Source organism: Pseudomonas fluorescens Q2-87, assembly GCF_000281895.1.
In the GTDB taxonomy this organism is placed as follows: domain Bacteria; phylum Pseudomonadota; class Gammaproteobacteria; order Pseudomonadales; family Pseudomonadaceae; genus Aquipseudomonas; species Aquipseudomonas fluorescens_S.
This window is the reverse complement of record NZ_CM001558.1, coordinates 3,691,210-3,705,460: the sequence shown is the minus strand read 5'-3', so window position 1 is coordinate 3,705,460 and position 14,251 is coordinate 3,691,210. Positions and strand designations below refer to the sequence as shown.

The following is a 14,251-nucleotide window of genomic DNA, read 5'->3' as shown; positions in this document are numbered from 1 at the left end:
CGTGACCCAAACACAACGGCCCACCGAATGGCGGGCCGTTATGTCGATAAACCGGGATCAGTCCTGGCGGCTGGTAACTTCCAGCAGGTGGTAGCCGAACTGGGTCTTCACCGGGCCCTGGACCACATTGATCGGTGCGCTGAATACCACGGTGTCGAACTCCTTGACCATCTGGCCTGGACCGAACGAGCCCAGGTCGCCGCCCTGACGGCTGGATGGGCACGAAGAGTTGGCTTTGGCGATTTCGGCGAAATCGGCACCGGCTTCGATCTGGGCCTTCAGTTCGTTGCACTTGTCTTCGGTGGAAACCAGGATGTGACGGGCAGTGGCTTTGGCCATGGGAAATTTCCTTTCGCTATTTTCAAAGGTGTTGAGCCTACCGGATTCATGGACGGGTTGTTGTCAAAATTGCGTCAAATCCGTGAGGCAGCGATCAAAGGCCGGCTTTGCGCAAGCGTTCGGCATGGCGCACATAAAGCGCTATCGGGTCGGCTCCCTTTCGTATTTTGCCCACCGGCTGGTGGATGGCGTCCATGTGGTCCATTGGATAGTCGGAGCGAATCACCTTGCCCAAGTGCGAGCTGAAGCGTCCGACCATGCCGTCGTTCTGCCCGGCTTCGGTGATGAAGTACTCGGCAAAGGCGCGGCAGAAAAGACGCAGCGGGTCGGTCACGTCGCCCGCTGCCCCGGGCGCGTCTTGCAAGGTGCCGCTCCAGGAGTAGTAGCGCACGCCGTTGACCTTGTCCGGGCCGCTCTCGCCCCAGTTTTTCGGCAGGCCCTGGGGATATTTGTCGTTGAACGTGCCAACGCCCTCGGTGGTCAGCGCCGCCAATGCCGCGACCGTGGAGGTCGGGAGCTGCGTCTGGCCGGTGAGCAACGCGATGAAGTCGACAAAAAGCGTGGCGACCTTGCTTGCTACTGGCCCTGGCAATCGTCCGGGAACGAGGGCCTTGCGCAGGAAATCCGCCAGCTCGGAGCCCTGGTTGGGACCACTGACCGAGGTCACCGAGGCGACTTTTCCGGGTATGTGTGCACCGGCGTAGCGGGCGGCCAATGCTCCTTGGCTGTGGCCGATCAGATTGACCTTGGTCGCGCCGGTGCCATTGAGGACCCGATCGATCTGAGCCAGCAATTGCTCGCCGAGGGCCTCATTGCAATGGGTAGCCGATAGATAAGGAATGAACACCCGGGCGCCAGCGGTGCGCAGCGCTTGCCGGATGCCATGGAAACATTCGAAACCGCCGATCGTCTCAAGCCCGAACAACCCAGGGACCAGCAGGATGGGAAATTGAGTGGTTGCATTCCGTTGCATGTTCGTACCTTTTTCGAAGAGGTTCACGTTGAGATTGCGACCTCACTCTAATCCAGGCTTCCGTTGGGCGGTGTAGGAAGAAACCGCAGTGACTCACTGAAATTGGAATAAAAAAAGCAGGAAGAATCCGATCAGAAGTCGGACGGAGCGAAGGGTGACTGGATACTTCCGATAGCGCCTGTGGTTTGCAGCTACGCATTCAAGCGCCAGGGACCACTGGTGCCGTTGTCTTGTCTGACTGTGGGTTTGGGACGGTCGGGTTTTAATGGTGTTCTCGGGCGCGGTCATATGAACGGTGCCCTTATTCCAAGGACTGGAGCCTGTACATGAACCCTTACCGACCCGCCCAACGCCCCCGGCAGACCTCCCCAGCGAGGCTCCCTGCGCCTGATTTGCCTGCCGCCAAGGGCGGCGTGATCAACCCCGCCTGGAGGAAGGTGCTCATCACCATCAAGCCTTATCCGCTGATGGCGTGTGGGGATGAAGTGTTGCTGCGTTGGCACGGGCTCAATCCGGCTGCCCAACCCTACCGTTATGAAGAAAGCCGGTTCGTGACGGAGCGCCGGGTTGGCCGGAATGTCGTTTTCGTCGTGCGCGAGCCACATATCGCTGAACTGGATGGCGGATCGCTGGAAGTTTTCTACCAAGTCATCGGCAAACAACTGCCGGCCACGCTGGTTTCGCAGCCGCTGCAACTGCAGATCGGCGACGCGCCGTCACAGTTGCTGGCTGCCATTGCCAAGGATGCGGTGGGTGGCAGCCTTGATCCGGCTCGCGTGCCAGAAGGCACGGCATTGACCGTCCGGCCCTATTTCAGAATGGCCACGGGAGACCGACTGATCCTGATCGCCAGCCGGGAAGCCAAGGCACTCTGGCGCGATGTGCTGGAGATAGAGGCTCACACGGTCGGCCGCGAGGTGTCGTTCTGGATCGATCATTCGCAAATTGCGCCCCATGTCGGCAACGCACTGAGCCTGGTTTATGTCGTGCGGCAGGGACATTCGGTACGCCGTGCCGAGCCCTTATCGCTGAACATAGGCGCGCTGGTGCGTCCTGCGCTGAAGGCGCCTCGGATCCTGGGGCTGGAGGATGGGGTACTGGAAGTCGATGAGCTTCAGAGTGGGCTGACGGTCATCATCGAAAATGCAGGGACCGAGGCGGGCGAGCTGGTCTGGTTTCAATGCAATGGCAATTATGCCCATGTCGAGGAACGGGAAATCACCGAGGCCACGGCCGGGCAGGCGCTCAGTTTTGTCGTGCCTGGGGCGTATTGGCAGGAGCAGCGCGGCCGATCAGTGACGCTGTTTTATCAGGTCGAGCGCCTGGATGACGTCAGCCAGCGATCTGGCGAGGTCACGGTCCAGGTGCGCTCCATGGTGCAGGGCTGAGCGAGGCCCTCCCGGAAGAGGGCGCTTGCGGGATCTCAGGCGGGCGCTTGCAGTTTGCGATGGGCCTGGCGCAACAGCTGTTCGGTGGCTTCCCAGCCCAGGCAACCGTCGGTGACCGATACGCCGTAGCGCATCGACGGGCCCAGCGGCTGGCAGCCTTCGAACAGATGACTCTCCAGCATCATGCCGATGAGGGCGCGGTTGCCTTGCAGGCGCTGTTCCAGCACGTCATTGAACACCTGCGGCTGGCGCAGCGGGTCTTTGCCGCTGTTGGCGTGGCTGCAATCGACCATGATCCGCGCCGGTATCCTCAGGCGGGTCAGGTCGCTGTGGATCTGCGCGACGCTCTGATGGTCGTAGTTCGGTCCGCGATGGCCGCCGCGTAAAACCAGATGTGTGTCGCGATTGCCCGGGGTCTGGATGATTGCGGGATGCCCCTGGCTGTCGACACCGAAATGCCGATGGGGATGGGCCGCCGAGCGCATGGCGTCGCAGGCAATGCCGACCCCGCCATCGGTGCCGTTTTTGAAACCCACCGGCATGCCCAGGCCGCTGGCCATTTCCCGGTGGATCTGTGATTCGGTGGTGCGGGCACCAATGGCAACCCAGCTGAGCAGGTCGTCGAAGTAACTGGCGGCCATCGGTTGCAGCAATTCGGTGGCGACGGGCAAGCCAAGTTGCAGCATTTCGCGCATCAGTTCTCGGGACAGGGTCAGGCCGGCGGCCATGTCATCGCTGCCATCGAGGCGCGGATCGTAGGCCAGGCCTTTCCAGCCCACGGTCGTGCGCGGTTTTTCGACGTAGGCGCGCATCACCAGCAGCATGCTATCGCTGACTTCATGGGCCACGCGGGCCAGGTTGGTGGCGTATTCGAGGGCGGACTTAGGATCGTGGATGGAGCAGGGGCCGATAATCAGCAACAGGCGGGAGTCCTCACCGTCGAGGATCGCGCGAATGGCCTGGCGATGGGCATGCACCTGCTGGCTCAAAGCCGTACTGAGGGGCAGTTGTTGCTTGAGCTGCAACGAGCTCGGCAGACGCAGGGTCAGGGCTTCATTGGCCGGGTTGAGCGTGGACAGCGGCAAAGCGGAGACGGACGAATTCATGATCTGGTTTCCTGGACGAGGGGCGGGTTGGTTCCCGCGCGCAGGTCCTATTGGGGTGTTCGACAATTGGCCGTATTGGCCCGCAATTGAGGCTTGCCACCGGTAGGTGACCGATCGGAGGCGGCAGGCTGTCCCGAGCGGTGGCTAGTAAATCGCCAGGCGGAAAAACTGTCGTAACGGTAATAAGTGGCGTAGTTCATGGCTCAATCCTCAAGGTGTCGATGCTGCAAAAATGTATGGCCGGAAAAAACAAAACCCCCGGTCGGGAGGCCGACCGGGGGTTTGGAAACTCTGGCAGGCGACCCGTTGAAGTGGGCGCCGGTTGGGTATCAGGCGCGCCAGTGGCTAAACCAATACCCAAAATAAAAACTGACCGGACTTTGCACGTTGTTCACCCGCGCAGCCGCAACCGAGCGCGGGACGCTGGCGGTAGGAAGCTGTGAGAGGGCATTGAACATGGTGTGTCTCCGATGAATGAGCCTGAGCTTACTAGAGGGCGGTACGCCGCTTCAATCAGAAAATGCTATCGGCTCCATGCAATTGTCCGCTTTGGCTTGAGTCCGGTGGGCGTTATGACAAACTTCAGGCTTGCGCGACCCTTCAAGGATAACCATGACCGTTCCAGCCTTTGCCGCCGCCCAGTCGATTTCCATCGCGGGGGACGTTCACGCCAATCTCCTGCGCCATCAGCATTTCATGCAGGCCGCCGCTGAACAGGACGTGCAGCTGCTGGTGTTTCCCGAGCTGTCGCTCACCGGTTACGAACGCGGCCTCGCGGCGGGCCTGGCCATCCTGCCGGACGACGCCGTCTTGCAACCGCTGCGTGACCTGGCGCGCGAGCTCGGCTTGACTGCCGTGGTGGGCATGCCGATTCGCTTGTCGGCAGAGGCGCCGGTGTTGATCGGCGCGCTGGTCCTCGGTGCCGACGGCTCCCTTGGGGTGTACAGCAAGCAACATTTGCATCCTGGGGAAGAAGTCGCGTTCGCTCCAGGCCACGGCGGCTCGATGCTGGAGATAGGGCAGGAACACATCTCGCTGGCAGTGTGTGCCGATTTCTCTCACCCCAGTCATGCCGCGACTGCGGCCGCGCAGGGCGCTACGCTGTATGCAGCAGGCGTGCTGATTACCGAAGGCGGCTATACACCTGACACTACCTTGTTGCAGGGTTATGCCGGGCAGCACGCCATGACGGTCCTGATGGCCAACCATGGTGGCGCCACTGGAGGCTGGGAATCGGCCGGGCGCAGCGCGATCTGGGGCCCGGACGGTTCGCTGGTCGCGGCCGCGACAGGCGCGGGTGAACTCCTGGTCATTGCCCGTCGCGATGCCGAGGGGTGGGCCGGGCAAGTCGTGCCGGTTATGCGGCCTTGACGAGGTACCCATGAGCTTTGACTGGCGTGAGGCTGTTGCCGGGGACATCGACTTTGCCCGTCAATTGACCTGCGACAACATGCTTCCCTATTACATCAAGCACTATTTGCTATGGCAGGACGAGGCGTTCGATCTGGCCTGGATCATTCGCCAGAACTGGATCATTTACCGTGGGGACCAGGTGCTGGGCTTTGTCAGCCTCAGCCGTGACGCGCGCGCTTTATATATCCGGGAATTACAGATCGATAAAGCGTTTCGCGGGCAGGGCGCCGGTACCTGGGCGATCGGACAGGTTTGGCGCCTGGTGGCGCAGGAGCGTCGACCGGCACTGCGCCTGACGGTTTTCAAGAATAATCCGGCCAGGGCACTGTACGAACGCATGGGGCTGCGGGCTGTGGGCGAGGACGAGTGTTTCCTGAGGATGCAGCGAGACGCTGGTGCTTGAGGCCTTGGCCGCGTGGTGAAGAAGATGTGTTGTAACTGTTATCCGTCCCTTTTGCGCTAGGTCTGGCGAATGGTTTTTGCTAAGGTGTGGGGCAATCCAAATAAGACCAAATCGTGAGGTGTCTGCTTGATTAGGGTGTTAGTGGTCGATGACCATGATCTAGTCCGTACGGGCATTACACGAATGCTGGCTGATATCGATGGCCTGCAGGTGGTTGGGCAGGCTGAATCCGGGGAAGAGGCGCTGATCAAGGCGCGTGAGTTGAAGCCGGATGTGGTGCTGATGGACGTCAAGATGCCTGGCATCGGCGGCCTGGAGGCCACGCGAAAACTGTTGCGCAGTCACCCGGACATCAAGGTCGTCGCGGTCACCGTCTGTGAAGAAGATCCCTTTCCGACCCGGTTGTTGCAGGCAGGCGCAGCGGGCTACCTCACCAAGGGGGCCGGTTTGAACGAAATGGTCCAGGCCATTCGTCTGGTTTTCGCCGGGCAACGCTACATCAGCCCGCAAATTGCCCAGCAGTTGGCAATCAAATCGTTCCAGCCCACCAACGACTCGCCCTTCGATGCGCTGTCGGAGCGGGAAATCCAGATCGCCTTGATGATCGTCGGCTGCCAGAAAGTACAAATCATCTCCGACAAGCTGTGCCTCTCGCCCAAAACCGTCAACACCTACCGTTACCGTATCTTCGAGAAGCTTTCGATCAGCAGCGACGTTGAGTTGACGCTGTTGGCGGTGCGCCACGGCATGGTCGATGCCAGCGCCTGAAAAATGACTGAATTGTTTGATCCAAGCGCGTTCCTGTCCACTTGCAGCGGCCGTCCAGGCGTGTACCGCATGTTCGACAGCGATGCGCGCCTGCTCTATGTCGGCAAGGCCAAGAACCTCAAGAAACGCCTGGCGAGCTACTTTCGCAAGACCGGCCTCGCACCGAAGACCGCTGCCCTGGTGGGGCGCATCGCGCAGATCGAAACCACCATCACCGCCAATGAAACCGAAGCGCTGCTGCTCGAACAGACGCTGATCAAGGAATGGCGTCCGCCGTACAACATCCTGCTGCGCGATGACAAATCCTATCCGTACGTGTTCCTGTCCGACGGGGCCTTTCCGCGCCTGAGCATTCATCGGGGCGCGAAGAAGGCCAAGGGCCGCTACTTCGGGCCTTATCCCAGCGCCGGGGCGATTCGTGAAAGCCTGAGCCTGCTGCAGAAGACGTTTTTCGTTCGCCAGTGTGAAGACAGCTATTACAAGAACCGCACCCGACCCTGCCTGCAATACCAGATCAAGCGCTGCAAGGCGCCGTGCGTAGGGTTTGTCGAACCTGAAGTCTATGCCGAGGACGTGCGTCACTCGGTGATGTTCCTGGAAGGCCGCAGCAACGCCTTGGCCGACGAGCTTTCGGCGGCGATGGAAGACGCGGCGGTCAACCTTGAGTTCGAGCGGGCCGCCGAGCTGCGCGACCAGATCGGGCTGCTGCGGCGTGTGCAGGACCAGCAGAGCATGGAAGGCGGCAGTGGCGACGTCGACGTGGTCGCCGCGTTCATTAACCCGGGCGGTGCCTGTGTGCACCTGATCAGTGTGCGGGGCGGTCGTGTGTTGGGCAGCAAGAACTTCTTCCCCCAGGTAGGTATCGAGGAAGACGTGTCCGAGGTCATGGCGGCTTTCCTCGGCCAGTACTACATCAGCAGCCCGGAACGCGACCTGCCTGCCGAGTTGATCGTCAACGTGGTGCACGAAGACTTCCCAGCGCTGATCGAAGCCATCGATAAGCTTCGCGGCCGTGAATTGTCCATCAGCCACCGCGTGCGCGGCACCCGGGCGCGCTGGCAGCAACTGGCCGTGACCAACGCCGAACAGGCCCTGGGCGCACGCCTGGCCAATCGGCAGCACGTGGCGGCGCGGTTCGATGCCCTGGCCGACGTCCTCAACCTGGACGAGCCGCCGCAACGGCTGGAATGCTACGACATCAGCCATTCCAGCGGCGAGGCGACTGTAGCCTCCTGCGTGGTGTTCGGTCCAGAAGGCCCGATCAAGTCCGATTATCGCCGCTACAACATCGAAGGCGTGACGCCAGGCGACGACTATGCGGCGATGCACCAGGCGCTGATGCGGCGCTTCGGCAAGCTGAAGGACGGGGAGGGCAAGCTGCCGGACATCCTGTTGGTGGACGGTGGTAAAGGCCAATTGTCCATGGCCCGTGATGTGCTCAACGAGCTGATGGTGCCCGACCTGATCCTGCTGGGCGTGGCCAAGGGCGCAACCCGCAAGGCTGGCTTCGAGACCCTGTACCTGAACGACGCCGCCCATGAATTCACCCTCAAGGGCGATTCGCCGGCGCTGCACTTGATCCAGCAGATCCGCGACGAAGCCCACCGTTTCGCCATCACCGGGCACCGCGCCCGGCGCGGCAAGACCCGCCGTACGTCTACGCTGGAGGGAGTGGCAGGGGTCGGCCCGACACGCCGTCGCGACCTGCTCAAACATTTTGGTGGATTGCAGGAGCTGTCTCGTGCCAGCATCGAAGAGATAGCCAAAGCACCCGGTATCAGTAAAAAGCTCGCTGAGTCGATTTATGCAAACCTGCACAGCGAGTAGAATGCCCGTCAACCTCGTAGCCAGTTGTGCCGATGAATATCCCAAACCTGATTACCGTTCTGCGCGTCCTGCTCATCCCGATCTTCATATTGCTGTTCTATTTGCCGTATCACTGGAGCTACATGGCCTCCGCCTCGGTCTTTGCCTTCGCCGCGGCGACGGACTGGCTGGACGGCTACCTGGCCCGACGCCTGGAGCAAAGCACGCCCTTCGGCGCCTTTCTGGATCCGGTGGCCGACAAGCTGATGGTCGCGGTGGCCCTGGTGCTGCTGGTGCAGGAACACGGCAACCTCTGGCTGACCTTGCCAGCGGCGGTGATCATTGGGCGCGAAATCGTCGTATCGGCGCTCCGGGAATGGATGGCCGAGCTGGGCGCCCGCGCCCAGGTAGCCGTGTCGAACCTCGGCAAATGGAAAACCGCCGCGCAAATGCTGGCGCTGGTGATCCTGCTGGCCAACCCCTCGGACTTCAGCTTCTGGGTGCTGCTGGGCTATGCGCTGCTGCTGATATCCGCCGGCCTGACGCTGTGGTCGATGGTCCAATACCTGCGCGCCGCCTGGCCGCATCTTCGGACCGACGTAGACCCAAAATAAAACTTTTTTGAATCAAGGGGTTGACGGCGTAATCTGAATCTATAGAATGCGCCACACCAAGACGCGGGAATAGCTCAGTTGGTAGAGCACGACCTTGCCAAGGTCGGGGTCGCGAGTTCGAGTCTCGTTTCCCGCTCCAAATATTGCGCTACAGAGTTCCACTGAATTCTGTAAGTGATTGAAATCAGGGCCTTTAGGCCCTTTTTTCGTTCCAGCGGGAACCACTGAAATCCAGCACTATCCGGTGCGTTTAAGTCCAGGATTGAGTCCAGGATTCTGATGCGGACGGAATCGGTTTATTGCTGGATCAGGTTGTGTTGCGAGATGAGCATCTGGCCCTGACTCTGTTCAGGAGCTCGCGATGGCACTCTCAGAAATGACAGTTCGGCATGCCCGAATCACCGGTAACGACTACACCCTCGGTGACAGTGATGGTCTCACACTCAATGTGACGGCCAGAGGCGGAAAGGTCTGGCTTTTCCGTTACTACTGGACGGGAAAGCAGAAGCGCATGTCGCTCGGTAGTTACCCCCAAATTGGGCTTAAAGAAGCCCGTACCCGTCGTGATGAAGCACGTGCCTTGGTTGCCCAGGGCATCAACCCCTATGAACATCGCAAACAACAGCGACTTGCTGCTTATGCTGCGAAGGAGCACACCTTCGAGGCGGTGTTCAATCAGTGGGTGGAGTTTCGCAGGCTAAGCCTGAAGGAAGGGCGCCAGAGCACGCTCTCGCAGATCTTGAGAATCTTCAGTAAAGACGTCCTGCCCCTACTGGGTGGGCGGTCCATCTACGATATCAATCGTCACGATCTGCTGGATTTACTGAGCAGGATCGAACAGCGCAAGGCCTTAACGACAGCCGAGAAATGTCGGACCTGGTTCAACCAATTGTTCCGTTATGCAATGGTGAAGATTGAGGGGCTGGAGCACAACCCAGCTTCAGACCTTGATGTGGTTGCACTCCCCAAACCTCCGGTTACGCACAATCCATTTCTTCGTATGGACGAGCTCCCGGCATTGATGGCTGCTCTTCGAAACTACGGTGGCGCCAGCCAAACTCGGCTTGGCCTTCGGTTGTTGCTGCTGACCGGTGTCCGCACGGGCGAATTACGATTGGCAACACCCGACCAGTTCGATCTGGAGAAGCGCTTGTGGGTCATACCGGCGGAAGTGGTGAAACAACTCCAGCTAGCGATGCGGAAGCCAGGTAAGCAGACCCAAAATGTACCGCCTTATATCGTGCCGCTGTCTGTTCAGGCTCTGGAGATTGTGCGTCACTTGCTGGACCAGGTTGTTCCCGCGCAGCGCTACTTGTTTGCGCATCGAAGCGACCTGAGCAAGCGTATCAGTGAGAACACGCTGAATGGCGCGTTACGTCGGATGGGGTATGCCGATCAACTCACTGGTCACGGGATGAGGGCGACGATCTCGACGGCGCTGAACGAGATCGGGTATCCAAAGGTGTGGGTGGACGCTCAGCTTTCTCATGCTGATCCGGATAAGGTGAGTGCGGCCTACAATCACGCGGAATACGTGGAGCAGCGTCGAACCATGATGCAGGATTGGGCGAACCGTCTTGATCTTTGGGGGCAGGGTCAGCTGAAGGCGGCAAGCTCTCCGCTTACTATTCGTTTAGAGGGCGCAGCTTCGTTACCTTCGTTGGAAAGCGCGAACGCAAACGCCGTTCTGTACAGCAGTGGCTTCCCAGCGACGACGGTTCCAGCCTCTAAAAAGTCCGTAAGCAACGAACCGGTCCTTAACGCGGTTCAGTATTCACCTGTCCTACCTGCTTCAATGCAGACTGAACAGCTGCGCGAACCCCAAGTATCTGAGATACAACGTCAGCGCGCCGAGATGCTAGCCACCTATGAAGCTTCGAATAATTTGCCGCTGCTTGTCTTCGCCAAACTGGCAGGCAAATCCCGAGATCAGATCAACCGCGATATCAAGCATCGGCGCCTGCTATCCCTGAGCCTGGGGAATCGCGGTCAGCGCATTCCCGATTGGCAGCTTGACCCACTGCGGCACAAATTGATACTTGCTGCCTTAGCGCGGTTTCCCGATGTCGATGCGTGGAGGCTTTATCGGACGGTCTGTGAACCCCATGAGCGACTGAAGGGGCGTTCGCCTATCGATGTACTCACTCTGGAGAACTTCGACGTGACTGTGCGAATCGTTTATAACGCGCTGGGCTCAAGCTGAGGTGCTGTCTCGTGCGGTGATAACGAATGTCGCTGCTTTCTTTCTAGAGCTACTTCTGAATGTGTGGACTAATCGAGTGACTTGTCTTCGTTGATGAACCAGGCTTCGATGCCTCCTTTGAATTCAAGGAAGATACCCGTGTTAAGATTTGCCACTTCGGACTGATACTGAACCTTGCCATTATTTAGGTCGGCAATGCCGCGTGAGTTATCCCATTGTCCGCCTGGTGAGGTACTGGCGAATTCCAACTGGATGGAAAACGGGAGCTTATCCCGCTTGGCTAAAATCTCTGGATGCATAATGGGCAAGAGCTGCGATAGCCGCAATGACACTAGTGGGAGCTGAGCCAAGCTTCCATTTTCACCAGTCTGCCCAACTCAAGAAGCCCGGCTTTGCCAGATCTTAAAGCTTGAGAAGTCCTTGTTTATCCTCTGGAGAGGGAAACCATTCATCGACCTCGACATTATACTGCCCAGACTCACTCAGTGACCACTTCACGATCATGTCTGCAGCAGCTCTGAAGTGATCAGCCATGAAGAGACGTCGTCCTTTAACAGCCCAGCCACGGTCAGCTAGCTGATCAGTGACGTCGGTAATGCCCATGTGCCAAAGTAGTCGGTGGTGTCAGGATAATGGATGCCCGCCAATGACACCTTGGTCACGCCGGATTCCCGATCAAAATACGAAAGGAAATGCCATCCACCGTGGTGCTTCCTGGATGTGGAAAATTGATAGCGGCTTTACCTGTTATGTAGTTTTCACGGGAGACGCGTTTGAGGTCAAAATCAATGAGCGGCTGGGTCATGGGTGGTTTCTTAGCTCGCTTTTGCCGGGCTGATGTTCGATCTGCAAGAACGGTCAGCCGAATTCATCGGGATTTTTTTAAAGACTCTTCGGCGATGTGAAGTGCAGATATGTGCTGACAATGTAGGATCTCGCTGTCACAGGGGCCGGCTGGGCCATCTGATGTGGATAGACCTTTGCCTTGGATTCGACTAGGAGAGGTGACGGACAACTGGGTGGTGGTCGGCCCCATTAGGGCGTTCCATGGCCGACACCACTTCATTTGGGAAAGAAGAAGCTTCGTTGCTTTTTGAAGGCGATGATGTCCGTTGTATGGATTTGACTGGCCTTGCGTCTTGTTCCACCGGTAGCGGTTTGAATCTCGATCTCGTTGCTGCCGAGTAGCGCAGCATTGATGTCATCGCTATGGGCTGGAGTGTTGTTATAGATCCTTTCGAAAAAATCCCTAACAGATAAGGCGGGTGCCGAGTCGTGGAGGAATTTCGGAATGTCCTCCCTGAGCTGGTCTTTTGCCTGATCTCTAGCCGACTCATTGAAGAGGTAAAGTGTTTTACCTTCGCTAGGGTCGTGCGCAAGCATGCCAAGGCCAGATCTGCCGAAATGAGCTTGAGTCTCGCTATTTTGGTGGAGCCGGTCATTGTAAACTTGGCGAGCACGATACGAATTGGCGAGGTGTATCAGCCAATATCGCCAACCATTAGGGTTGTTGATTGAAAAAGGGCTGACAAATTTTGCACATTTCTTGAAATTTTCGAAGACGATGTTTTCCGCCACGCCGAGCCACGCTGTCTTCGATTGCTTCTCTTCAAGGATCTCGAAGTCCCGGCTGCTCAGCTGCAAGTATGCCAATTGGCTCGACAGCGTTTTTGGATCGTGCTGCTTCAGGAAGGCCAATAGGGAAGAGATGACGAAGGTATAGAAAATCTCGACTGACTCATTCAGATTCATCATGTCGATCAAGGTCGCAGTGTCAACATGGCTGTGCCCGCACTGATCGAGATTAAAGATTATATTCGGGTATTTCTCTGATTTGATCTGGGCTCTGATTCTTGGATAAGCGTGTTCGAATAACTCGGTCGAGTAGCGGGCTTGGACTTTGAGCCGGCTGTTCGAAATGCTATGGTGAAGAATAATCGGATTCAGGACTCTTTCCAGAATGTCAATTGCCATCCTTTCAGCGTCATTCAGGAAAAGGCTGCACTCGATATCCACGAGAGGTAAATTGTTAACTGCCCTGTAGGTGTTGATGTCAGTTAACGCTCGATTCAGCTCTTCCACAAAGATGATGGGTGAACCGGCAGTGCCGCATTTGTATTGGCCAGCACCACTGAAGCCGTCTACCACAGCCAGGCGAAATTTTCTGACCTGCGGGTGCTTGCATCGTGTGATTACGTACTGATAAAAATAATCGCGAAGTATTTGATGTTTCTTCCTTGAGTGCTCTTCAAGAATTGCACCTTCTTCCCAATCATACTTCTTCTTAGCCATGGATATTCCTTGTCAGGCTACGGTATTTCTATTAGGCCATGCCCACCAGCTTTATAGGCATCTCATCCCAGGTTTTGCCACGGTATTCGCGACCGTTAGCTTTTTTCGAACGGCGGACATTGTCTTCACCCCACGTCCCCCACTGTTTAAAGAAAAACGCTGTGCCGCTTTCTAGGCACTGCGTGTAGATCTCATCAATCCAGCCTTCCTTCACAGGCCGCGCTTTATTCCCGCTCTCACCGCCGACAATCGCCCAGTCAATCTGCGAGAGATCAATGCTGCCTACGGGGCCAATCAATGGCTCAAAGGAGATGAATCTGATCTGGGCAGGTGTGTCTTTCAGAAACTGAACGCGCCCGGCAGCATCACGATCTTCCACAGAGGTGCCCAGCCACACATTGGGTAGCACCTCACTGATGACTTCATTGAGGATCTGCTTCATCCGCTCTGGCCGCTTGGTCAAAATCTGATAGTTGTGATGCGGTGTTTCTCGCATGACCTTCCAGACGGCAATAATGAACTCGTCACTGACCTTCTCATGGAACAGGTCGCTCATGGAGTTCACGAACACCTTCCTGGGCTTCTTCCACCGATAGGGGATGGTCAGGGAGTCATGATCTTCAACAATTGAACCGTTCCAGACGATGCGCTTATTTTTTTTGCGGGTCAGTCCAACGTACTTGGGAGTGCCCATGGCCTCGAGGCGGCGTGCCATCTCCATGGCATAGCAGTTTTTGCACCCGGCGCTAATGATGGAGCAACCAGCTACTGGGTTCCAAGTAGAGTCCGTCCACTCGATCTGTGTCTCTGCCATATCCCTTCCTAGCTCCTCGTCTGCGTTCCTAGCTGGCGCATTTATGTCCGAGCGAGCCGAATCCGGGGTTCATCATAATGAATTCCTTGCAGTAAGGGCAGCTACATGGAGCAGCGCCGGCTCGTATGGTTG

13 protein-coding genes and 1 tRNA gene are annotated in these 14,251 nt (G+C 57.7%); 8 read left to right on the top strand and 6 right to left on the bottom strand.

Annotated features, from left to right (window positions below):
• Positions 1-57: 57 nt before the first annotated feature.
• Positions 58-339: a peptidylprolyl isomerase gene (locus PFLQ2_RS11485; RefSeq protein ID WP_003182776.1), complete on the bottom strand. Its 282-nt coding sequence runs from the start codon at positions 337-339 to the stop codon at positions 58-60.
• A 94-nt stretch (positions 340-433) separates the two neighbouring features.
• Positions 434-1,312 carry an esterase/lipase family protein gene (locus PFLQ2_RS11490; protein ID WP_003182775.1) on the bottom strand — a complete coding sequence of 293 codons (879 nt, stop codon included), beginning with the start codon at positions 1,310-1,312 and terminating at the stop codon, positions 434-436.
• A 326-nt stretch (positions 1,313-1,638) separates the two neighbouring features.
• On the opposite strand from PFLQ2_RS11490, the gene PFLQ2_RS11495 reads away from it, so the two are divergent.
• Positions 1,639-2,700 (top strand): hypothetical protein, encoded by a 1,062-nt coding sequence (locus tag PFLQ2_RS11495; RefSeq protein WP_003182772.1) that lies wholly within the window; start codon positions 1,639-1,641, stop codon positions 2,698-2,700.
• A 35-nt stretch (positions 2,701-2,735) separates the two neighbouring features.
• Here PFLQ2_RS11495 and PFLQ2_RS11500 read toward each other — a convergent pair whose 3' ends face one another.
• Positions 2,736-3,806: a 3-deoxy-7-phosphoheptulonate synthase gene (locus tag PFLQ2_RS11500; RefSeq protein ID WP_003182771.1), complete on the bottom strand. Its 1,071-nt coding sequence runs from the start codon at positions 3,804-3,806 to the stop codon at positions 2,736-2,738.
• Positions 3,807-4,418: 612 nt separating this feature from the next.
• On the opposite strand from PFLQ2_RS11500, the gene PFLQ2_RS11505 reads away from it, so the two are divergent.
• The 7 genes from PFLQ2_RS11505 to PFLQ2_RS11535 all read left to right on the top strand — a co-directional run bounded on the left by PFLQ2_RS11505 (position 4,419) and on the right by PFLQ2_RS11535 (position 11,013).
• Complete coding sequence (locus PFLQ2_RS11505) at positions 4,419-5,177, top strand: carbon-nitrogen hydrolase family protein (RefSeq protein WP_003182768.1); 759 nt, start codon at positions 4,419-4,421, stop codon at positions 5,175-5,177.
• A 10-nt stretch (positions 5,178-5,187) separates the two neighbouring features.
• Positions 5,188-5,622 carry a GNAT family N-acetyltransferase gene (locus PFLQ2_RS11510; RefSeq protein WP_003182766.1) on the top strand — a complete coding sequence of 145 codons (435 nt, stop codon included), beginning with the start codon at positions 5,188-5,190 and terminating at the stop codon, positions 5,620-5,622.
• A gap of 126 nt (positions 5,623-5,748) precedes the next feature.
• Positions 5,749-6,390 (top strand): response regulator transcription factor GacA, encoded by a 642-nt coding sequence (gene gacA, locus PFLQ2_RS11515; protein ID WP_003182764.1) that lies wholly within the window; start codon positions 5,749-5,751, stop codon positions 6,388-6,390.
• A 3-nt stretch (positions 6,391-6,393) separates the two neighbouring features.
• The gene (uvrC, locus tag PFLQ2_RS11520; RefSeq protein ID WP_003182760.1) at positions 6,394-8,217 is read left to right on the top strand and encodes an excinuclease ABC subunit UvrC; all 1,824 of its coding nucleotides are present in this window, start codon (positions 6,394-6,396) and stop codon (positions 8,215-8,217) included.
• 32 nt (positions 8,218-8,249) lie between these two features.
• A complete protein-coding gene (gene pgsA, locus PFLQ2_RS11525; RefSeq protein ID WP_003182757.1) occupies positions 8,250-8,810 on the top strand; it encodes a CDP-diacylglycerol--glycerol-3-phosphate 3-phosphatidyltransferase in 561 nt (186 codons plus the stop codon).
• Positions 8,811-8,873: 63 nt separating this feature from the next.
• Positions 8,874-8,949, top strand: a tRNA-Gly gene (locus PFLQ2_RS11530).
• 222 nt (positions 8,950-9,171) lie between these two features.
• Positions 9,172-11,013, top strand: a complete 1,842-nt coding sequence (locus PFLQ2_RS11535; RefSeq protein ID WP_003182755.1) for a tyrosine-type recombinase/integrase — start codon at positions 9,172-9,174, stop codon at positions 11,011-11,013.
• Between the two features lie 658 nt (positions 11,014-11,671).
• Here PFLQ2_RS11535 and PFLQ2_RS30645 read toward each other — a convergent pair.
• From PFLQ2_RS30645 to PFLQ2_RS11550, 3 genes are all read right to left on the bottom strand, one after another.
• Positions 11,672-11,818 carry a hypothetical protein gene (locus PFLQ2_RS30645; protein ID WP_003182751.1) on the bottom strand — a complete coding sequence of 49 codons (147 nt, stop codon included), beginning with the start codon at positions 11,816-11,818 and terminating at the stop codon, positions 11,672-11,674.
• A 257-nt stretch (positions 11,819-12,075) separates the two neighbouring features.
• The gene (locus PFLQ2_RS11545) at positions 12,076-13,305 is read right to left on the bottom strand and encodes a three-Cys-motif partner protein TcmP (RefSeq protein WP_003182749.1); all 1,230 of its coding nucleotides are present in this window, start codon (positions 13,303-13,305) and stop codon (positions 12,076-12,078) included.
• Between the two features lie 31 nt (positions 13,306-13,336).
• Positions 13,337-14,119, bottom strand: coding sequence for a phage Gp37/Gp68 family protein (locus tag PFLQ2_RS11550; protein WP_003182748.1), 783 nt, complete (start codon positions 14,117-14,119; stop codon positions 13,337-13,339).
• Positions 14,120-14,251 lie beyond the last annotated feature (132 nt).